Genomic DNA, 21799 nt, shown 5'->3' on the forward strand with positions numbered 1-21799 from the left:
GGCAGGTTGTTTATTTTCAACTATCTATTTTAAATTAGGTTGTTTGTCTGTAAATGAAGACGACTTAGCTCTTCTAAAAGAATCCATAATTTCTTTTTCAGCCGCCTCGGCATTTTCCCAACCTTTAATTTTGACCCATTTCCCTTTTTCTAAATCTTTATAATGCTCGAAAAAATGTTTAATCTGTGCTTTTAGCAATTCAGATACGTCATGTATATCTTGAACCGCTTCATATTCTTTAGTCAGTTTACTATGCGGAACGGCAATGACCTTAGCATCTTGACCGGCATCATCTGTCATCCTGAGCATGCCCACTGGCCGGCAACGTATCACTGATCCTGGCTGCAATGGATGAGGAGTAGGCACTAATACATCCACCGGATCACCATCCAAAGATAAGGTCTGGTTAATGTAACCATAATTACAGGGGTAAAACATGGCAGTGGACATAAAACGATCCACAAACAATGCCCCCGTTTTTTTATCCACTTCATATTTAATCGGATCAGCATGAGCGGGGATTTCAATCACAACATAAATATCTTTAGGCAAATTTTCGCCCGCATCGACAAGATCTAAACTCATAATGACTTGTTCCTTTTTTTGTAAAAAATAACAACTGGACCCTACTGGCCAGGCAATGCCTTTCAAATTACCTTCATGCCCCTTATGCGAAAAATCATCATGAGGAGCCCTATCAAAACAAACGATTTAAACCATTTAATGCAGCGACGCGATAGGCTTCTGCCATCGTAGGATAATTAAAAGTTGTATTGACAAAATAGTCGATCGTATTACCGCCGTTTTTTTGTTCCATAATGGCTTGACCAATGTGAATAATTTCTGCTGCCCTTTCTCCAAAACAATGAATTCCTAAAATTTCTTTACTTTCACGATGAAATAAAATTTTTAAGCTTCCCGCTTCCATGCCTGCTATTTGAGCTCGAGCGAGATGTTTAAATTGAGCGCGCCCCACTTCATAGGGCACTTTTAAATCAGTCAGCTCCTGCTCTGTTTTCCCTACAGAACTGATTTCAGGAATGGTGTAAATCCCAGTTGGGATATTTTCGATCAAACGCACACTATTAATGCCTTGAGTAATCGCCTGTGATGCAATGCGCCCTTGATCGTAAGCGGCTGAAGCCAAACTAGGATATCCAATTACATCTCCAACAGCATAAATATGAGAAAGGGCGGTCTGATATAGATTACTGACTTGCAAAAATCTTCGTTCATCTGTTCTTAAACCAATATTTTCAAGTAATAATTCCTTGGTGTTGCCCGTACGCCCATTAGCATAAAATAAACAATCTGCCTTTACTTTCTTCCCTGATTTTAAATGAACAACGACGCCTTGATCCAAGCCTTCAATTAAATCAAACTCTTCATTATGCCTGATCACCACCCCGTTGTTCCAAAAATGATAAGAGAGCGCATCTGAAATTTCTTGATCAAGAAAAGCCAGCAAATGGTTTCGAGTATTGATCAAATCGACCTTGACGCCTAAACCTCGAAAAATAGAAGCATATTCACAACCTATCACCCCTGCTCCGTAAATAATAATATGCTTTGGCTGCTGTTCTTCTTTCAATTCCAAAATGCTGTCGCTGTCATAAATTCGGGGATGTGTAAAATCAATACTTTCTGGATGATAAGGACGAGATCCTGTCGCAATCACAATATGATCAGCACTTAGGGTATTCAAAGTGCCATCTGGGCGAATGACCTCAAGTTTATATGGATCAATAAAACGGGCATGACCAAAAAACAGATGACAATGATTGCGCTGATAAAAATCAAAGCGCATGGAGACCTGCTTACGAATGACATGATTAGCATGTTGTAAAATATGATAAAAAGAGGGATGAATGCTTTGAAGGTGCTCACTGTAAAGCGGGTTTTGATTAAATTCAATAATACGACTGATGACATGACGCAAGGCTTTCGAAGGGATTGTGCCCGAATGAGTGCAGCCTCCTCCGACATTTTTATAGCGTTCAACGACAGCGACAGACTGCCCTTTTTTTGCAAGGCCCATGGCCGCGCCCTCACCACCAGGCCCTGAGCCAATGACAACGGTATCAAAATTAAAATGTGTTTTCATCATTTAAAAAACCTATGGTTCTTGCCAGGACAAATTATTTAAATATTAGGATCATTTTTTCGATACCCAAATTAAAGACGGACTTTATGATTATTTTAGTGTACTAAAGTGCATGAAGATGACGAAATACTGGTTTTAAAAAACAAGGTTTTTCAAAAAATTTATTGAATATTTGGTGAATATAATGGGCGTCAGAGCAGAGCAAAAAGCAAGGACACGTCGTTCTCTTATTGAAACGGCTTTCAACCAACTCAGTTCTGAACACAGTTTTTCGAACCTCAGCCTAAGGGAAATATCCAGGGAAGCCGGTATTGCTCCAACCTCTTTTTATTATCATTTTCGAGATGTGAACGAACTGGGTTTAACGATGGTCGATGAAAGTGGATTGATGCTAAGACAATTAATGCGCCAAGCACGTCAGCGTATCGATAAAGGAGGCAGTGTGATCCGTACTTCAGTTTCAACTTTTATGGAATTTATCGGTAATAATCCCAATGCATTTCGTTTGTTGTTACGCGAACGCTCAGGTACATGCGCCGCCTTTCGGGCCGCCGTTGCACGAGAAATTCAGCATTTTATTGCTGAATTGGCCGATTATTTAGAATTTGAAAGTAATATGTCTCGTCGTTTTATAGAAGCAAAGGCAGAAGCCATGGTGACCATTGTATTTAGTGCAGGGGCTGAGCTGCTGGATTTGGAAACGGAACAAAAACATAAATTAAAAAAACGGTTGATTTTACAGCTAAGAATGATTGCTAAAGGCGCTGATCATTTGTATAGACCTGAAAAAAAATCTTAGAATGAGAGGTAATTTTTAAAATGTTTTTTGTTAAAAATATTTAAAAATTATCATAAATTCTATCATTATTAATGATAAACCATCTTGGGATTTTAAGTATGCGATAAATTATTTTAACTTAAATTGATTTAATATAAATATTTTTAAATATAAATTTATTAAAATTTTATATTGATTAACAAATGAATTAATTGAGTAATATTAATCAATAACAACTTTAAATTAATATATTAAAGTCATGATTTTTTTCTTTTTTCATAAAAGCGTGTAAACTCCTTCTTGGTATTATCATTACATGCAAAATATTTTTATTACATTTAAAACAAGAGACAATTCACATTGTTGTGAACAATATATAAGTCATTTGCAATTGAAACCTGGATAAGTTGATATTCATCAAATCATTATTGATTTATTATTCGATTAAATTTTTGTCAATCATCTTACTATCCTATGATTGTAGAATAGGTGGAATATTCTTATCATAAAAAGGAACTATCACATATGAAATCATTAATAAAAATCATATTAATTACATTTGCTTTTCTGTTTACATTAAACGTTTCAAGTGCTGAAAAATCACTGATTGTAGCGATAGATACGGCTTTTGTTCCGTTTGAATTTAAGCAGGGCGATAAATATGTCGGTTTTGATATTGACATTTGGGATGCTATCGCCAAAGAGCTTAAGTTAAATTATACTCTCAAGCCGATGGATTTCAGTGGTATTGTTCCTGCTTTACAAACCAAAAATGTCGATCTGGCTCTTGCAGGAATCACTATTACGGAACAGAGGAAAAAGGCAATAGATTTTTCTGATGGCTATTACAAGAGCGGCTTGTTGGTCATGGTGAAAAGCAATAACGATAAAATCAAGAATGCCGAAGATTTAAAAGATAAAATCGTTGCAGTTAAAAGTGGGACAGGATCTGTCGATTACGCAAAAGCGAACATTAAAACGAAAGATTTGCGTCAGTTTCCTAATATTGATAACGCCTATCTGGAACTAGGCACGGGGAGAGCGGATGCTGTTTTACATGATGCGCCGAATATTTTATTCTTTATTAAAACTGCAGGTGATAAAAAATTTAAAGCAGTGGGCGAAATGCTCGAATCACTACAGTACGGAATTGCTTTTCCCAAAGGCAGTGTACTTCGTGAAGAAGTCAATCTGGCTTTAAACACGCTCCATAAAAATGGAACTTACCTCGCAATTTATAAAAAATGGTTTAATACAGAACCAAATTGATTAATTTCTCAATTTTTTCATCAGGAGAATTCCGATGCAGTTTGAATGGAGTGTTATTTGGCCCGCTATGCCAATCTTGCTTCAAGGTGCCAAGTTAACGCTTTGGATTTCTATTCTCGGCTTACTTGGTGGCCTTATTATCGGAGTGATTGCTGGCTTTACTCGCGCTTATGGAGGAAAGATCAGCAGTAACGTCGCTTTAATATTTATAGAGCTGATTCGTGGAACCCCTATTGTTGTTCAAGTGATGTTTATATATTTTGCCCTTCCTATGATGGTGCCAATACGCATCGATCCTTTTACCGCGGCTGTTGTGACCATCATGATTAATTCTGGGGCTTACATTGCAGAGATTACTCGTGGCGCCGTGCTGTCTATTCATAAAGGTTTTCGAGAAGCCGGTCTGGCTTTAGGTTTATCGAGGCGCGATACACTAAGATATGTTGTTGCTCCTTTAGCGCTGCGTAGAATGCTACCTCCTTTAGGGAATCAATGGATTGTCAGTATTAAGGATACTTCTTTATTTATCGTGATTGGTGTTGCTGAGTTGACACGTCAAGGACAAGAAATTATTGCGGGCAACTTTCGTGCTATGGAAATATGGAGTGCAGTCGCGGTGATGTATTTGATTATCACCTTAACACTAGGTTTTGTCCTACGTAGACTGGAAAGAAAACTGAAAATAATATGATAAATTTAAAAAACGTTTGTAAACACTTTGGCCAAACCGAGGTTCTTCACAATATCAATTTAAATATCAAAATTGGGGAAGTGGTCGTCATTATTGGCCCATCAGGTTCAGGGAAATCCACTTTACTACGTTGCATCAACAAATTAGAAGTGATCACTTCAGGTCAATTGATTGTAGATGATTTAGATGTCAACGATCCTAAAGTAGATGAGCGCCTTATTCGTCAGGAAGCAGGCATGGTTTTTCAGCAATTTTATTTGTTCCCTCATCTCACCGCTCTTGAAAATGTCGCTTTTGGGCCAACCCATATCCGAGGCGCCACTAAAAAAGAGGCAAAAGAGCTGGCACATGAACTGTTAAAAAAAGTGGGTTTATCAGAACGTTCTCATCACTACCCATCAGAGCTTTCAGGTGGTCAACAGCAACGTGTAGCAATTGCTCGGGCTTTAGCTGTGAAACCTAAATTAATGCTTTTTGATGAGCCTACCTCTGCATTGGATCCTCAATTGCGTCACGAAGTACTAACGGTTATGAAAGATTTAGCCGAAGAGGGCATGACCATGGTCATAGTCACTCATGAAGTTAATTTTGCTCACAAAGTAGCCTCTCGCCTTATTTTTATCGATAAAGGCCGCATCGCTCAAGATGGAAATCCTAATACTCTTATATCTAATCCTCCTAGTGAGAGATTACGTGAATTTTTACAGCATCATGTCACCTAATCATATTACAGAACAGTTTTACTCAGCATGAATGCCTTGGTTCATAAAATTTTTTTATTAAGTGAAAAGTCAGATTCATTGCTCAAGACCAGCACTAAATGGGGTAAGCCGGTCAAACCTTTAGAGATGCTGCTGCTCCTGATTGGTTAGAAAAATATCATTTAAACGAAGCCCTGTTTGAAGAAGTGAATACGCATTTATCGGAGCGTGGGCTATTTATCAAGCGGGGGAGTATTGTCGATGCCACGATAATTCAGCACCCAGTTCAACTCAAAATCAGAAAAATAGCCGGGAGCCTGACATAAAAAAGCCACTCGTAAAGGCAATCAGTGTTATGTAGGTATGAAAGCGCCTATGGGTGGGGATGCCGAGAGTGGTCTCGTGCACATTCCCTGCTCGGGCTCGACCTCGGCTTATGTGGCGGATGTCACGCAGACTCATCGTATTTATTCTTCACGGCGAGGAAGAGTCTGTCCATGGGGATGCCGGTGATAAAGGGGTAGTGCCCCGCAGTGAACACCAACACCGTCGGGTCACCTGGCATATCACTCGCCGCAGGGTACTGGCCCTCCCCCGGCTACAGCAGCAGGTAGATGAAAAACACCAGCACCATCAAAATATTATCGCGAAAATCCGGGCTAAGGTTGAACATCCTTTTCGGGTATTAAAATGGCTATAATTGGCCCTTGATACTAAAAAAGGAGGTGGGTTGATGCTATCGTAAAAAACGAATTGACCTCCTTTTTTATCAGATTATTTTTAGAAGTTACGCTGTTCGCGCCCAATATCAAATTTATTTCTCAGCTCTTCAGTGTTTCCATATGACACTGTTAACAAAGTCGTTTAATTCATTAAAATAAATAATTTGCAAAAAATTAATGAAAAAATTATAAAAATATTCGAATAGAGTAAGGAGTTATCAAAAATGCACAATATCAACCATCTTTTGAATACATTAACTGATTATGGCATTCATAATACCGGTAAGATTTTTTATAACCCCAGCTATTCCATATTATTTCAAGAGGAAACACGAGACACTTTGGTGGGTTTCGAACGTGGAACAGTGACTAAATTAGGCGCCGTGGCTGTGGATACGGGCATCTTCACCGGGCGTTCTCCTAAAGATAAATATATCGTCCGTGACGATATCACTCGAGATACTTTTTGGTGGGCAGATCAAGGCAAAAATAAAAGCGATAATCACCCCATCACTCAAGCCATTTGGAATGAACTCAAGACCTGTGTCACTCAGCAACTTTCAAACAAACCTTTATTTGTGGTAGATGCCTTTTGTGGCGCTCATTCAAACAGTCGTTTGCAAGTACGATTTATTACTGAAGTCGCTTGGCAGGCGCATTTTGTTAAAAATATGTTTATTCGCCCTTCAGAAGAAGAACTCACTCGTTTTCATCCTGATTTTGTGGTCATGAATGGCGCCAAATGTACTAACCCAAATTGGAAAGAACAAGGTTTACACTCCAAAAATTTTGTGGCCTTTAATTTGACTGAACGGATTCAACTGATTGGGGGCACTTGGTACGGAGGTGAAATGAAAAAAGGATTGTTTTCAATGATGAATTATTTTTTGCCATTAAAAAGAATTGCTGCCATGCACTGCTCTGCAAATGTCGGAGTTAAAGGAGATGTTGCTGTTTTCTTTGGTTTATCCGGCACCGGAAAAACCACTTTATCTGCCGATCCTAAAAGACAACTTATCGGTGATGACGAACATGGTTGGGATGACGAAGGTGTTTTTAATTTTGAAGGAGGTTGTTATGCAAAAACAATTGAATTGTCCGAGTCAGATGAACCCGATATTTATCACGCAATCAAAAGAGATGCTTTACTGGAAAACGTGGTGGTTTTGCCAGATGCCACCGTCGATTTTAACGATAGTTCAAAAACCCAAAATACCAGGGTGTCTTATCCTATTTATCACATCCAAAATATTGTGCAACCGGTATCAAAAGCAGGCCATGCAAAAAAAATTATTTTTTTAACAGCGGATGCTTTTGGCGTTTTACCTCCTGTTGTTCATTTAACTCTAGAACAAACCCAGTATCATTTTTTATCGGGTTTCACATCAAAACTGGCAGGAACAGAGCTCGGGATCACCAGCCCAGTTCCCACTTTTTCAGCTTGCTTTGGAGAGGCGTTTCTTTCACTTCATCCTACTCAATATGCTGAAGTGCTTTTACAAAGGATGCAAGCAGCGCAGGCAAAAGCGTATTTGGTCAATACAGGCTGGAATGGTATGGGTCATCGTATTTCTATTAAAAATACTCGAGCGATTATTGAGGCAATTCTACATGAAAAGATTGATCACGTGCCCACCTTTAATTTGCCGATTTTTAACCTCAGTGTTCCTACTGAAATCGAAGGGGTAAACTCAGAAATTTTAGATCCTCGCGCCAGTTATTCTGAGGTAAAAGAATGGCAACACAAAGCAGAAAACTTGGCACGGCGGTTTATCAAAAATTTTGAACAATACAGCGATACCGCTGTAGGGGCGTTGTTACTGAAATCAGGCCCAGAGTTATAGAAAATTTTCTGGCGCTGAAAAAATTTTTATTTCAATTTTTTATTTGTTTTTTATGACTCTGACACATTTAAGAAAAATTGATGATATGTGGCTACGGCTTCTAGTACATATTGCAGCTCTGCAAGTAATGATGAGCTTTTTGCAGAGGTATTTATCTGCTCACTTAACAATGTAAAAAAGAAAAAAAATTTGAGAAGCAGCTGCGGGGTTCTAGCAAAAAATAGTTTGAAAGAGGCGATAAAATTAGATCAACTGATTGCGCAGGATCAAAAATTAGTATTGAATCACTCTGCCTTTGACGATTCCAGGAAAGAAAAACGTTTTTTGAATCGATCAACACGCCCACCTGTTGCCGCTTCACGCTTTTTGTTTGTATAGGCAGGGTGACAGTTAGAACAAACATCAAGATTTATATTACAACCCAAGGTTGAATTCACTTCAATCACGTTTCCACAAGAACAGGATGCTATTACTAACTTATAGTCTGGATGGATATTTTTTTTCATGAAACACCTCTTGTTTTTTCAAAATAGCATTACTGTCTCACCTCGTTACAAAGTACTGGTGATTTTATTTTTTAAATTGTTCGGCATCATACAGAAGCTATCTTATCAAGGCAATAGACGATTTTTTTAAAAAAACCCTTTAAAAACAAACAACGAGTTAAATTTGAATTTATAACGACAGCATCAAGATAATTCGCCTTTCATTCAATGAAATCGAAGCTTATCAGGAGGCTCCGCAGTGGAGTGAGAGATAAAGGTTTTGCAGAAAAATAACTGGGCCAAAAGATTGATTCATATGACAGAAAATATCGAAAAAATAGGGTAAAATAAATCAAAAATTATTTAATATTCACCAATCAAATGGTGACTGAATTTTGACTTGTTATGGCTACTATGTTTTAATTATTTGATTTTTATGAAAAATAAAACATTCATATTCTCATCTTATACTAAAAAATAAAAATCTATTTATCTTGTTTTTTCGGACAATGGAATATTCATGAGAACCATCTCTAATTTTAAATTTAATACAGCCACTTTAAGCGAAGGCGTGTTTAAAATCACCAGAAAAATTCGTCAAGATTTTTCTATCGCAAGAGTTCGCAAAAAATTAACAAATCTGGTGGACGATGCTCGAGTCGCCATTCCAGAACACCTCAATCAAGATCAAAAGTTAGAACTTCTCATAGATCTTTTTTATCATAAATGGAAATTTGAGGCTGCAGATGGGATTTACCGCACCTCTGATGTCATATGGCTGGATAATGTTTTAAAAATACGTCAAGGAACGGCGACTTCATTAGGAGTGATTTTTTTGCATATCGCACATCAGCTGGATATCCCTTTAATGCCGGTGTTATTCCCAATTCAACTCATTTTTCGGGCGGATTGGTTAGACGAAGAAATGTGGCTGATTAATCCGATCAATGGTGACACCTTGAACAAACATATCCTCGAATTATGGGTTAAAGCGCATTTTAATCAGAATATCACGCTGGAAGACAGCGATCTTTGTGAATCAGACAATACTTCATTGATTCGGCAAATGCTCGATGAATTAAAATCTGCGTTGATAGAAGAAAAACAGATGGAGCTGGCTCTACGTACAAGCGATATGTCGCTGTTTTTTGATCCTAAAGATCCTTATGAGATACGTGATAGAGGTCTGATTTATGCAGAACTCGGTTGTACTCAAGTGGCGATTTCTGATTTAAATTATTTTATTGAACAGTGCCCTGAAGACCCTATCTCTGAAGTAATAAAAATACAATTAAATGCCATCGAAAAACAGCCATTTATTCTGCATTGAGATAAAAAATGAACAATAAAGTGATTCATTTTCAACATATTAACATTGCCAATCATCTTCCATTTGTATTATTTGGTGGTATGAATGTGCTTGAATCACGTGATCTGGCAATGAGAATTTGTGAACATTATGTTCGAATCACCAATCAATTAAATATCCCTTACGTTTTTAAAGCGTCTTTTGATAAAGCAAATCGTTCTGCTGTTCATTCTTATCGTGGGCCCGGTTTAGAAGAAGGCATGAAAATATTTGAAGAATTAAAACACTCTTTTGGCGTAGCCATCATCACAGATGTACACGAAGTGAGCCAAGCCAAAATAGTTTCTGAAGTAGTTGATGTTATTCAATTACCCGCGTTTTTAGCGCGTCAAACCGATCTCGTGGTGGCCATGGCTGAAACAAAAGCGGTGATTAATGTCAAAAAACCTCAATTTATGAGCCCCATGCAAGTAGGCCACATTGTCGAAAAATTTAAACAGGCTGGAAACGAAAAAATTATTCTTTGTGAGCGAGGAAATATTTTTGGTTACGATAACTTAGTGGTGGATATGTTAGGGATCACACTCATGGCAAAATCTACAGGAGGGCATCCTGTCATACTCGATGTCACCCATGCCCTGCAATGCAGAGACCCTTTTGGATCTGTTTCTGGCGGGCGCAGGGCTCAGGTTTCAGAACTGGCAAGAGCAGGCATGGCCGTGGGATTAGCGGGCTTATTTTTAGAAGCACATCCCGACCCTCAGAATGCAAAATGCGATGGCCCTTGCGCTTTACCACTACATAAGCTGCTGCCTTTTTTAACACAGATGAAAGCGATTGATGATTTGATTAAAAATTTTTAAGTCCAAATTTTAAACAAAAAATGTCGCTAGAACACCTTCAAATGATTGATACTAAAAAGCCTCAGTGTGAGTCAATTTTTACTGTAGATTTGTAGAATTCATATCTCATTTTGCTTTCATGTAATTTGCTGGATGATATTTGCTCCGAACACTATGATCCCGGCGTTTTAAAGACGGTTGACTTGGACGTCTAGACGCCTTAATATTTTGATTATTGAATTTCCTGAACGCCTGATTTTTTAAATCTCTCTCCTGGTTTACTCTACAACAAGAATAATATGATTAGATTTTCTCACGTCAGCAAAATATTTGAACAAAAAAAACAAAAGGTCAGCGCACTTTTAGACATCAATTTAGATGTGCCGGCCGGCCAGATTTATGGGGTCATAGGGGCTTCAGGTGCGGGTAAAAGTACCCTAATTCGCTGTGCGAATTTATTAGAGCGCCCTACTGAGGGGCATATTTTTATAGATGGAGAAGAACTCACTCAATTACCAGAAAATAAACTCAGTCTTGCTCGCCGTCAGATAGGTATGATTTTTCAACATTTTAATTTGCTTTCTTCTCGTACTGTTTTTGATAACGTCGCGCTTCCACTCGAATTGGCTTGCCTGCCCAAAACTGAAATAAAAAAAACAGTCCTTGAACTCCTTGAATTAGTGGGTTTAACAGATAAAAAAAAAGTGTATCCGGTACATTTATCCGGTGGACAAAAACAGCGTGTCGCCATAGCGCGTGCACTGGCAAATGGCCCTAAAGTTTTGCTGTGTGATGAGGCCACCAGCGCATTAGATCCTGGAACCACCCGCTCTATTTTAAAACTCCTTAAAGATATTAATCGACGATTGGGATTGACGATTTTATTGATTACGCATGAAATGGATGTCGTCAAGTATATTTGTGATCAGGTAGGGGTGATAAGCCATGGTCAATTGATCGAAAAAGACAGTGTGAGCGAAATGTTTTCACATCCCAAAACGCTTTTGGCACAGCAATTTATTCACTCTACTTTACATATCGATATTCCTGAAGATTACGCGCATAGGCTAAGCCAAAATCCGACAGATCTCGCCGTTTCCCCTTTGTTAAAACTCCAATTTACAGGGCAATCTGCCGATGCTCCTTTAATATCTCAGGCGATTCGCCGCTTTAATATCGATATTGGAATTCTCAGCGCTCAAATGGATTATGCCGGAGGAGTTAAATTTGGCACGATGCTCGCTGAATTAGAGGGTGAAAAACAGGATATCACTGCCGCCATGCAGTTTTTAAAAGATCATCATGTTAAAACGGAGGTACTAGGCTATGTCTGAAGCAATGATGGTTTTAATCCTCAACGGCGTTTGGGAAACTGTCATGATGACCTTTGTCTCTGGTTTTTTTGGTCTGATTTTTGGCTTACCGATAGGAATATTATTGTATCTGCATCGTCCAGGGCACATGTTTTCTTATCCTGTTCTATATCAATCACTTTCTGCCCTGGTGAATATTTTTCGGGCAATTCCTTTTATTATTTTATTAGTCTGGATTATCCCCTTTACCCGTTTTATCGTAGGAAGCTCTATTGGCTTAGAAGCGGCCATAGTGCCCTTAACCGTTTGTGCTATTCCCTTTATTGCTCGAATGATTGAAAATGCTTTACTCGAAATTCCTTTTGGTTTAATTGAGGCGGCTCGTGCTATGGGAGCAACTCCCTTGCAAATTATTTATAAAGTTTTACTGCCAGAGGCATTCCCTGCTTTAGTGAATTCAGTGACCATCACATTGATTACTTTAGTCGGATATTCTGCGATGGGAGGCGCAGTAGGAGCAGGAGGTTTAGGACAAATTGGTTATCAATATGGCTATATTGGCTATAACGCAACTGTGATGAATTTTGTGTTAGTTTTGTTGGTTTTTTTGGTGTGTTTTATCCAAATTCTGGGGAATTACGTGATGAAAATGGTGACCCATAAGTGATCATCTATTTTCATGAATCACCATGAGACTTTTCGAGTTTTTACTGATTATCAGTTAAGGATAAAAAATATGCTTTTAAAATTAAAGTCGATCAAAATAGCGGCCATATTGGCTGTGTTGGCAAGTTGCTTCATTGTGGCGGGCTGTGACAAAAAAGATGAAAAAGATTCAAATCACATTAAAGTGGGGGTCATCAGTGGGCCAGAGCAGACGCTTGCACAGGTGGCTCAAAAAGTAGCAAAAGACCAATATGGTTTAGATGTGGAGCTCATAACCTTTAATGATTATGTATTACCGAATGAGGCTTTAAATAAAGGAGATATCGATGTGAACGTATTTCAGCATCAACCTTATCTCGACCAACAAATACAGGATCGCGGCTACGAACTGGTGGCAATTGGAAATACCTTCATTTATCCGATGGCAGGTTATTCAAAAGAAATCACCTCTCTTAATGAATTGACGCTGGGCTACCAAATAACAATGCCCAATGATCCCGCTAATTTAGGCCGTGCCTTGTTGTTACTACAAAAACAGGGGCTCATCAAATTGAAACCTGATGTTGGGTTAATGCCTACTGTCTTAGATGTGATTGAAAATCCAAAAGATTTAACACTTGTTCAATTAGACGCTCCTCAGTTACCGACGTCATTGGATGATAAAGAAAATGTAGCTATCATTAATACAACTTATGCAAGCCAAATCGGCTTAAGTCCCACAAAAGATGGATTATTTGTTGAAGATAAAAGTTCACCTTATGTGAATTTGATTGTGACCCGTAAAGATAGTAAAGATGACGAGAAAGTGAAAAATTTTGTGAAGGCATATCAATCTCCGCTGGTAGAAAAAGAAGCAGAAAAAATATTTCAGGGAGGCGCTGTGAAAGGCTGGTAATTTTTTCAGTCTGCATGGATGCTGTAAAACACAAAATGTATTAAATCGGTTTCAATAATAAAAAATGAAAGTGCTCCTGGCAAAATACCCACGAGCATTTTTTTATATCAGGAATAAAACGGAAAAAGCAAAAATTATATGCGTACCACTCAATATCTTCTGAGTACTTTAAAAGAACTGCCAGCGGATGCTGAAATCATCAGCCATCAACTGATGCTGAGAGCCGGTATGATCCGTAAACTGGCGTCTGGGCTTTATACCTGGCTCCCTACGGGGACCCGTGTTTTAAAAAAAATCGAAAATATTGTACGTGAAGAAATGAATAAGGCGGGCGCCATTGAAGTGGTGATGCCTATAGTGCAACCTGCCGATCTATGGCAGGAAAGCGAGCGATGGGAGCATTATGGTCCCGAATTGTTGCGTTTTGCCGATCGCAGTGAACGCCCTTTTGTGCTCGGCCCGACTCACGAAGAAGTGATCACCGATTTGGTTCGTAATGAAATTAGTTCATACAAGCAGTTACCGCTCAATTTTTTTCAGATTCAAACCAAATTTCGTGATGAAATTCGTCCTCGTTTTGGCATTATGCGCGCCCGTGAATTTTTAATGAAGGACGCCTATTCCTTTCATAATACATTGGAATCACTGCAAGAAACCTATCAAACGATGTATCAAGCCTACACAAAAATATTCGAGCGGATGCAGCTGAATTTTCGCGCTGTGCAGGCAGATACGGGATCAATAGGGGGAAGTCGCTCTCATGAATTTCAGGTATTGGCAGACAGTGGGGAGGATGAGATTGTTTTTTCAACAGTATCCGATTTTGCGGCGAACATTGAGTTGGCAGAAGCGCTAGTCCCTCACGAAAAACGCGCATCGCCTTGTGAAACGCTTCGTATTATTGATACCCCTAATGCAAAAACCATCGATCAACTGGTAGAGCAATTCTCAATCCCGATTGAAAAAACTCTCAAAACTCTGATCGTTTACGCTCATAAAGACAGCGGCCATAAGTTGCTGGCACTGTTGGTTCGGGGTGATCACCTTATCAATAAGGTGAAAGCAGAAAAATCACCTCAGGTGGCGAAACCCCTCACCTTTGCTTCTGAAGAAGATATTCGTGCTCATATAGGCGCAGGCCCGGGCTCTTTAGGCCCGCTTCACCTAAAGATGCCGATCATTGCCGATCGTGCGGTGGCGGTGATGAGTGATTTTAGCGCCGGCTCAAATAAAGAAGATCAACACTATTTTGGCATCAATTGGGAACGTGATTTACCTCTGCCCATCATAGAGGATCTGCGTAATGTAGTTGAAGGGGATCCCAGCCCTGATGGAAAGGGCACTTTGTTGATAAAGCGGGGTATTGAAGTCGGCCACATTTTTCAATTGGGGACAAAATATTCTCAAGCGATGGGGGCAAAAGTACAGGGCGAAAATGGGCGCCAACAGATGATGATAATGGGTTGCTATGGTATTGGGGTGTCTCGTTTGGTCGCTGCCGCGATTGAACAACACCATGATCAACATGGGATCCTCTGGCCTGAGGCGATTGCGCCTTTTCAAGTTGCTATTTTACCTATTCACCTCAAAAAATCTGACGCTGTTCGGCAAGAAGCGGAGAGACTCTACGCTGAATTATCCTCTTTGGGAATGGACGTCATTTTTGATGATCGCCAAGAGCGGCCGGGCGTCATGTTTGCTGATATGGAGCTGATTGGCATACCACATACGCTGATCATCGGTGATCGGGATTTAGAAAATAACGAATTAGAGTATCGATATCGTGGAATAGATGATCACAAAAAACAGCAGCTTAAAATAAGCGACGTGGTCTCTTTTCTTTTAGAAAAGATAAATTCACATTTTAATCCAAAATAAAAATCGATATGAATTCCATTGATTTGAGCGTGATTATTCCCGTTTTTAATGCTGAAAATGATTTAATGGAACTGTTTGAATCATTAAAAAATCAAAAAAATCTTTTTTATGAAGTCATTGCAATTAATGATGGCTCAACAGATCAAAGCCAAATCATATTAGAAAAAATCGCACAGATCGATAAAAGATGGGTGTTGATATCTCAGCCCCACCGGGGTGTTTCGGTTGCACGTAACCAAGGAATCGCCAGGGCTAGAGGCCGTTGGATTGCTTTTACGGATTCGGATGATTGGTTAGCGCCTCAAGCCTTCGAAACTTGGGTACAACAGGCCGAAAAAGGTGATCTAGATTGTTTGGTTGGAAATGGGTTTCGTTTTAAGCTCAATCCCCAAAAACCAACAGAAACGCTTTTATATCGTCAACCTTGGGGGAAAATTTTAACAGGCAGAGAATGGATCATTCAAAGTGTTCATAAAAATGAGTGGCCTCATTATGTTTTTTTACAATTAGTTAAACGAGCATTTCTTATCAAAAATCAATTACGGTTTATTCCTAATATGCTCCATGAAGATATTTTATGGACAACCGAATTGGCAGAGGTAGCTCAAAGGATGGGTTTTTGCGCTGAGCCTCTTTATGGTTATCGGATTAACCCAGAGTCTATCACTCAGTCAACTTCTATCGAACGATTAGCTCACAGAGCTATAAGCTATCTGAATATCATTGAAAAATTATTAAATAAAGCGGAGGCCGTAAAGCAAGATAAAGCCTTTCATCAAGCCTTATTGAAGCAAGCTCATCGTGAAACTCGCCATTTTTTAGGATTAATGAGAAAAAAATTACCGCCTTCTCAATTACGAACTCAATTGGCAAAAAAATTTACATCATTGGGATTAAGAACAGCGGTATTTAAGGGGATCTGTCATCCTGATGAATTTTGGCATGCACTTAGAATCAACTTTTTATGGCATATTATGCGCAGCGGCATAGCGGCTTTTCTAGATAAACATCAAGCAAACAGTGTGCTTTTCACCAGACCAGATGCCTGAGGCGACACATCTTCCTCACAAACGCGCAGCGTGAATCACATCCGGTAACTGATTCAGTTTGGCTAAAATACGAGCCAACGTTTGCAAATTATAAATTTCAATATTCATCTCTATGGTCGCCTGTTGTTTTTTTGTGTCACTCCGGCTCTTGATGGCCAGCACATTCACTTTTTGATTCGCCAAAATAACCGTGATATCGCGTAATAAAGCACTTCGGTCTTGCGCAAGGACCTTTAGCATTAAGGAATAACCGCTCGAATAACTTTCGTCCCACACCGCCTCCACAATACGTTCAGAAGAATGCAATCGTAAATCAACTAACTGGGCACAATCCAGTTTATGAATCGAAATCCCTCGCCCCCGCGTGATAAAACCCATAATCTCATCCCCTAAGATCGGCTGGCAGCAACGCGCAATGTGATGCATCAGATGTCCAACCCCTTCCACCATGATGCGTCCATTCTTTTTATGGCGCGTCGAAAGCGTATTTTGCTTAGTAAGATTTTTCAGCGCTTTTTGATCCGCTTCTTCGGCCGTGAGCTGATTAAAATGCCCTTGCAAAAAATGGATCATTTGATTGATGCGAATATCACCCGCGCCAATCCCAGTGAAGATTTCTTCAATAGAATTGAGGTTGTAACGTAGCAAAAGTGGTTTTTCTGCTTTTTTTAGGCTGATGTTCAAATGTCCTAATTCATTTTCAAGCATTTGGCGTCCTGCCAACCTATTTTTATCTTTTGCTTGTTGACGAAACCAGTTATGAATTTTCGAACGGCTGCGGCTACTGTGAATATATCCCAAATGAGGATTTAACCAGTCTCTACTGGGATTGGGCTGTTTTTGGGTGATCACCTCTACCTGATCACCCATTTGCAACTGATATGTAAATGGAACAATCCGCCCTCCGATTTTAGCCCCAATGCAACGGTGCCCGACATCGCTGTGAATATGATAGGCAAAATCAAGGGGAGTCGAGCCTGTAGGCAGATCCATGACATCCCCTTTAGGGGTAAAAACATACACACGGTCATCGAAAACCTGGCTACGTACTTCATCAAGCATCTCTCCTGAATGAGAGATCTCTTCTTGCCACGCGATCAACTTTCTCAGCCAAATGATTCGGTTTTCATATCCTGAACGTACCGAATGGGTAGCGCCTTCTTTATACTTCCAATGCGCTGCTACGCCCAGCTCTGAATCTTCATGCATCTGTTGTGTGCGAATTTGAATTTCCAGGGTTTTACCCTTGGGGCCTAATACAACAGTGTGAATAGACTGATATCCATTAGGTTTTGGATTGGCCACATAATCATCAAATTCATCCGGTAGGTGACGAAAATGCGTATGGACAACCCCCAAAGAGGCATAGCAATCCTGAATACGCTCAACCACAACACGCACAGCGCGAACATCAAAAAGCGCATCGAACTCCAAAAATTTCCTCTGCATTTTACGCCAAATGCTGTAAATATGTTTCGGTCGCCCATAAATTTCAGCTTTTATCCCTTCATCCTTCATGGCTTTTTTAAGAAATCTCACACAGTCGTCGATAAACTGCTTACGATCAACGCGGCGTTCATGAAGTAACTGAGCTATTTTTTGATATTGTTGAGGATGTAGATACCGAAAACAGAAATCTTCCAGCTCCCATTTTAGTTGGCCAATACCAAGCCGATTGGCTAAAGGCGCGTAAATATTCGAGCAGGCTTTCGCAGCCAATACTCTTTCATCTTCAGGGGCTTCTTTCATTTTTCCAAGATGGGCCACTCTTTCTGCCAGCTTAATCACAACACAACGAAAATCCTCCACCATCGCCAATAACATTTTACGAACGTTATCGATTTGAGCTGACTTGACCGAATTATCTTGAGGCGTTTTTAAATAACGAATGGCATCCATCTCACGCACACCGCGGATCAAAACGGTAATCGCGTCACCAAAATACGTACTCAGTTCGATTTCATTCATTATTTCAGCTTCTACAAACGGAAAAAGAAACGCCGCCTGCAAACTGTCATCATCCATATTCAAAGTCGACAGGATCTCGACCATTTCGATTCCATATTCCATTAAGCCTGAAGCATCAGAATGAAGGGGGATTTTTTGAAGGCAGTAATACCAGGTTTTTTTTAAACATACCAAAGAGGAAGCAAGCGTAAGCCCTAAATCTTTCATCCATTGATTAAAAGCGAATTCATCTGTGATATTTAAACCGGTATTTCTCACAGAGACCATAATTTTCCCTATTGTAGATTAAGTAGGCTGATTGAAGATTTTTAGTTTGGGGCAGCTGGATACCTTGATGAAATGTGATTGTAAAGCGCCATTTTTCACGCTAAAAAATACAAAAAAAGAGGAGAAAGCGCAATGTCATCACCGTTTTAAAAATGATGATATTGCTATTTGATGAGACAATTTTCACTCTAAAAAATAAGAGATAGCCTGAATAGTAAGGAATACGCAGGGCACCTTTCATTCATTTTTTTAAGACCTGAGCTTTTTGCTCCCTTCGCCTCTGTTGAAAAAAATCCACCAGCATTCTGGAACAGGTTTGAGACAATACATCCGTTTTAATATCAATCCGTTTGACTTGAATATTCATCATGCGTGTTAAAAATGCGACACCCCCTTTTTTAGGATCGGGGGCACCATAAACCAATCCTCGAATCCGGCTATGCATAATAGCCCCGACACACATCATACAGGGCTCTAAAGTGACATATAAAGTGGCATTGACCAAACGATAATTTTTTTGATGTCGTCCTGCTTGCCTCAGTGCTATGATTTCGGCATGAGCCGTCGGATCATGACACATCACCGATTGATTCCATCCTTCGCCTATCGATTGATTGTTCACTACTACCACCGCACCGATAGGCACTTCTCCTGAGGCTTGTGCTTGTTCTGCAAGTGAAAGTGCGTGGCGCATCCAATAGTGATGATCAAGCTCTGAATCAGGTGCAGGAAGGGTTTTGATATTCATAAGGCCATTTTTTTGAATTGTTACTTTGAATAAACTGTTTTAAAAGCATCCCAAAGAGCTGTCATTCTGAGCTGTCGTCATCCCATTTTTATCCTGTTTTTTCATGGCATTTCATAAAATCATTGATCTCTCCTTTAGAGACAGAATCTAGCAAATTTTTCATCTTCTGTAGACGTATTAAGTCTTCATCCTCATTTTCAGTAGAATCCCCCTTGTATAAAAACCATAAACACTTAATCGACGCCAATGCCCTATCAATGATCTCTGGATCCATTGCACCCGTAATTTTTAATTGCCCCAAACCGCAAGCAATAATAATATTACAGTGACTTACTAAATATGATGTACCGCCATATTTTTCATCTTTTTCTTTTCCCCATTTTTTCCAGAATTGAGGATCTTTTCGTACCAAGTCATCAGGCCCCAAATCCCAGCTCTCTAGGATATTGCTCAAATATTCACTAATACTCTCGTCTTTAAAGGTTTTATCTTTATACCAATCTTCCAAATATGACAGTGTATCTGCGCCCAAATCATTACCGAAAGGGCTTGAGTCATCACAGGCATCGTAATAAAAATCTTCTGAAGCCAAGCTCACAAAACGGGGGTGAGAAGTATCCCTATGTAATCCTTCCTCTGGATCATCATAATAGTAAAGTTGTGTTGACATATTTAATTTGTTTTCCTTTTGGGGTTTAATCATATTAATAACGATGAATGAATGAATGAATAAAAAATAAATTATCTGTTTTTAGTTAGTAACCCAAAAACAGGGTTCTTTTAGAGAAGAACCGTTTCTTTCGAAGAGATACTATCTTTATATGTATCAATCTCTTAAAAACAAATTAAGCAGTATTTTATTATAAAATTTATTTAATAAAAACACTGAGTAAGTATAAAAAAGAAGCGTCTTCTATCGTCTGGGTTTATCTACAAATAAAAAGGGAAACGATATGCATAGAGTTAATCATCTCTCGACACATCCATCATATGAGAATACAGCATCAACACAATCTACAGGCTCCTCCCTGCCCAGAGAATTATCATCAGTCAAAAATATAAATCATAGTAAATCGATGCACTATATATCTAGATTGCAAAATCTGCTTGATTTTTGTTCTAAAGAAAACGACAAAAAACGGATTCTTAGAGAAAGAGAGGGGAAATTCAGGGCGGCTCTTCTTACAAAGGACACCCCTACTGATACAGAAAAAAAAGCGAATGAAAGCGTTTTGAATTTCGTTAAGGGCTATCAGGTGGATTATAACTGTTTGAAAAGTAACATGAGTAAAGAGGATATAAAAAATCTTGTATTTCAAAAGACAGATGATAATAAAGTTCTCATTATTGATACCAAGTCCCAAAAAATATCCTGTGGGGCGGCTAGTGTTTTATTGGAATTGACTAATACAGCGGCGCTTAACATGCCGAATACTTCTATATCTCCATTGCAGGCCCAACCTAATACATTGTCTGAGGTGGATAAATTATGGGAACTCTTAAGTGATTTTAAGAGCAAAATTGAACAACTAGGAGAAGAGCAACCAGATATTTTTGTAAACAAAAGCGTTAACCGTTTTGTTAATGTGAATAGCATGTCAAGTACAAATGTTGCACCTAATCTAAGTGCTAACAGGGTCAAGATAGGTGAAGATGAGGTCGCTATTCTGACACAATACCCAAAAGATAATCAGATAGAAGACCAGTTAAGAATGTATCTGAAAGAGAAAATTGACCATGTAACAGTACTTAGTTCTAATAAAGATATCGAATGTCGAGGGCTGAAAAAATATTTTTCTCCTGATTGCCGTACCGAAGAAGCAGTTTCTGTTACATCAGAATTGACAGGAAAAAATGAACTTAAGGATGGTACTACATGTGATCATTATTCCCTAAATATCAGGCATGAAAATAACACTCATGCGGTTAAGCTTTTACATGTGACAAATTGGCCCGATCACGGCGTGATTAGCTCTGAGGATACAATAATGTTAGCAAACGAAGTGGAAAAACATAACAAAAGGGTGATTCATTGTACGGCTGGTGTGGGTCGCACTGGGGTTCTGGCAGCTACAGTGTCAATGATGAAGCAACAAAAAAATCACATCAGTCTTCAGGATGTCATCATTGGGCTTCGTAAACAACGTGCTGCCAATACAGTTCAAACCAAAGACCAGCTAAAACTTTTGGCTGAAATAGCCCATATTTTAAATATTTCTATTTTACATTAGCAGAGCCTGATCATTAATTGACTGGCTGCCGGTTTTTCC

At 39.1% G+C, this 21799-nt stretch carries 20 protein-coding genes; 14 read left to right on the top strand and 6 right to left on the bottom strand.

From position 1 onward, the window contains the following. Positions 1-24: 24 nt before the first annotated feature. Positions 25-585, bottom strand: a complete 561-nt coding sequence (gene ppa / locus HDEF_RS01900; RefSeq protein ID WP_012738090.1) for an inorganic diphosphatase — start codon at positions 583-585, stop codon at positions 25-27. 112 nt (positions 586-697) lie between these two features. Next, complete coding sequence (gene sthA, locus HDEF_RS01905) at positions 698-2104, bottom strand: Si-specific NAD(P)(+) transhydrogenase (RefSeq protein ID WP_012738091.1); 1407 nt, start codon at positions 2102-2104, stop codon at positions 698-700. A gap of 184 nt (positions 2105-2288) precedes the next feature. Between sthA and fabR the strand changes: the two genes are divergently transcribed. The 6 genes from fabR to pckA all read left to right on the top strand — a co-directional run bounded on the left by fabR (position 2289) and on the right by pckA (position 8109). Further along, positions 2289-2903 (top strand): HTH-type transcriptional repressor FabR, encoded by a 615-nt coding sequence (gene fabR, locus HDEF_RS01910; protein WP_012738092.1) that lies wholly within the window; start codon positions 2289-2291, stop codon positions 2901-2903. A gap of 504 nt (positions 2904-3407) precedes the next feature. Beyond that, positions 3408-4151, top strand: coding sequence for a glutamine ABC transporter substrate-binding protein GlnH (glnH, locus tag HDEF_RS01915; RefSeq protein ID WP_012738093.1), 744 nt, complete (start codon positions 3408-3410; stop codon positions 4149-4151). A gap of 34 nt (positions 4152-4185) precedes the next feature. Next, positions 4186-4842: a glutamine ABC transporter permease GlnP gene (gene glnP, locus HDEF_RS01920; RefSeq protein WP_012738094.1), complete on the top strand. Its 657-nt coding sequence runs from the start codon at positions 4186-4188 to the stop codon at positions 4840-4842. Then, entirely contained in the window at positions 4839-5564 is a 726-nt protein-coding gene (gene glnQ, locus HDEF_RS01925; RefSeq protein ID WP_012738095.1) for a glutamine ABC transporter ATP-binding protein GlnQ, read from the top strand. The genes glnP and glnQ overlap by 4 nt, the downstream gene beginning before the upstream one ends. Before the next feature lie 424 nt (positions 5565-5988). Next, on the top strand, positions 5989-6243 hold the full coding sequence (locus HDEF_RS10845) for a hypothetical protein (protein ID WP_100102935.1): 255 nt from the start codon (positions 5989-5991) through the stop codon (positions 6241-6243). 246 nt (positions 6244-6489) lie between these two features. Further along, complete coding sequence (gene pckA, locus HDEF_RS01935) at positions 6490-8109, top strand: phosphoenolpyruvate carboxykinase (ATP) (RefSeq protein ID WP_012738098.1); 1620 nt, start codon at positions 6490-6492, stop codon at positions 8107-8109. A 284-nt stretch (positions 8110-8393) separates the two neighbouring features. Here pckA and rpmE read toward each other — a convergent pair whose 3' ends face one another. Further along, positions 8394-8615 (bottom strand): 50S ribosomal protein L31, encoded by a 222-nt coding sequence (gene rpmE, locus HDEF_RS11265; protein WP_012738100.1) that lies wholly within the window; start codon positions 8613-8615, stop codon positions 8394-8396. A gap of 499 nt (positions 8616-9114) precedes the next feature. Here rpmE and sirB1 point away from each other — a divergent pair, with 499 nt between their 5' ends. From sirB1 to HDEF_RS01975, 7 genes are all read left to right on the top strand, one after another. Continuing rightward, positions 9115-9924, top strand: a complete 810-nt coding sequence (gene sirB1 / locus HDEF_RS01945) for an invasion regulator SirB1 (RefSeq protein ID WP_012738101.1) — start codon at positions 9115-9117, stop codon at positions 9922-9924. 8 nt (positions 9925-9932) lie between these two features. Continuing rightward, complete coding sequence (gene kdsA / locus HDEF_RS01950) at positions 9933-10766, top strand: 3-deoxy-8-phosphooctulonate synthase (RefSeq protein WP_012738102.1); 834 nt, start codon at positions 9933-9935, stop codon at positions 10764-10766. A 278-nt stretch (positions 10767-11044) separates the two neighbouring features. Continuing rightward, a complete protein-coding gene (metN, locus tag HDEF_RS01955) occupies positions 11045-12079 on the top strand; it encodes a methionine ABC transporter ATP-binding protein MetN (protein WP_012738103.1) in 1035 nt (344 codons plus the stop codon). After that, the gene (locus HDEF_RS01960; RefSeq protein WP_012738104.1) at positions 12072-12725 is read left to right on the top strand and encodes a methionine ABC transporter permease MetI; all 654 of its coding nucleotides are present in this window, start codon (positions 12072-12074) and stop codon (positions 12723-12725) included. The genes metN and HDEF_RS01960 overlap by 8 nt, the downstream gene beginning before the upstream one ends. 69 nt (positions 12726-12794) lie before the next feature. Next, positions 12795-13619, top strand: a complete 825-nt coding sequence (locus HDEF_RS01965) for a MetQ/NlpA family lipoprotein (protein WP_012738105.1) — start codon at positions 12795-12797, stop codon at positions 13617-13619. Between the two features lie 138 nt (positions 13620-13757). Next, a complete protein-coding gene (locus HDEF_RS01970; protein ID WP_012738107.1) occupies positions 13758-15497 on the top strand; it encodes a proline--tRNA ligase in 1740 nt (579 codons plus the stop codon). Positions 15498-15505: 8 nt separating this feature from the next. Then, entirely contained in the window at positions 15506-16546 is a 1041-nt protein-coding gene (locus tag HDEF_RS01975; RefSeq protein ID WP_012738108.1) for a glycosyltransferase, read from the top strand. Positions 16547-16561: 15 nt separating this feature from the next. Here HDEF_RS01975 and relA read toward each other — a convergent pair whose 3' ends face one another. From relA to HDEF_RS01990, 3 genes are all read right to left on the bottom strand, one after another. Continuing rightward, a complete protein-coding gene (gene relA, locus HDEF_RS01980) occupies positions 16562-18781 on the bottom strand; it encodes a GTP diphosphokinase (RefSeq protein ID WP_012738109.1) in 2220 nt (739 codons plus the stop codon). Between the two features lie 241 nt (positions 18782-19022). After that, entirely contained in the window at positions 19023-19529 is a 507-nt protein-coding gene (tadA, locus tag HDEF_RS01985) for a tRNA adenosine(34) deaminase TadA (RefSeq protein ID WP_012738112.1), read from the bottom strand. A gap of 88 nt (positions 19530-19617) precedes the next feature. Further along, the gene (locus tag HDEF_RS01990; RefSeq protein ID WP_012738113.1) at positions 19618-20199 is read right to left on the bottom strand and encodes a hypothetical protein; all 582 of its coding nucleotides are present in this window, start codon (positions 20197-20199) and stop codon (positions 19618-19620) included. 283 nt (positions 20200-20482) lie between these two features. Here HDEF_RS01990 and HDEF_RS12930 point away from each other — a divergent pair, with 283 nt between their 5' ends. Further along, on the top strand, positions 20483-21760 hold the full coding sequence (locus HDEF_RS12930; protein WP_012738114.1) for a protein-tyrosine phosphatase family protein: 1278 nt from the start codon (positions 20483-20485) through the stop codon (positions 21758-21760). Positions 21761-21799 lie beyond the last annotated feature (39 nt).

Source organism: Candidatus Hamiltonella defensa 5AT (Acyrthosiphon pisum) (assembly GCF_000021705.1).
GTDB lineage: Bacteria > Pseudomonadota > Gammaproteobacteria > Enterobacterales > Enterobacteriaceae > Hamiltonella > Hamiltonella defendens.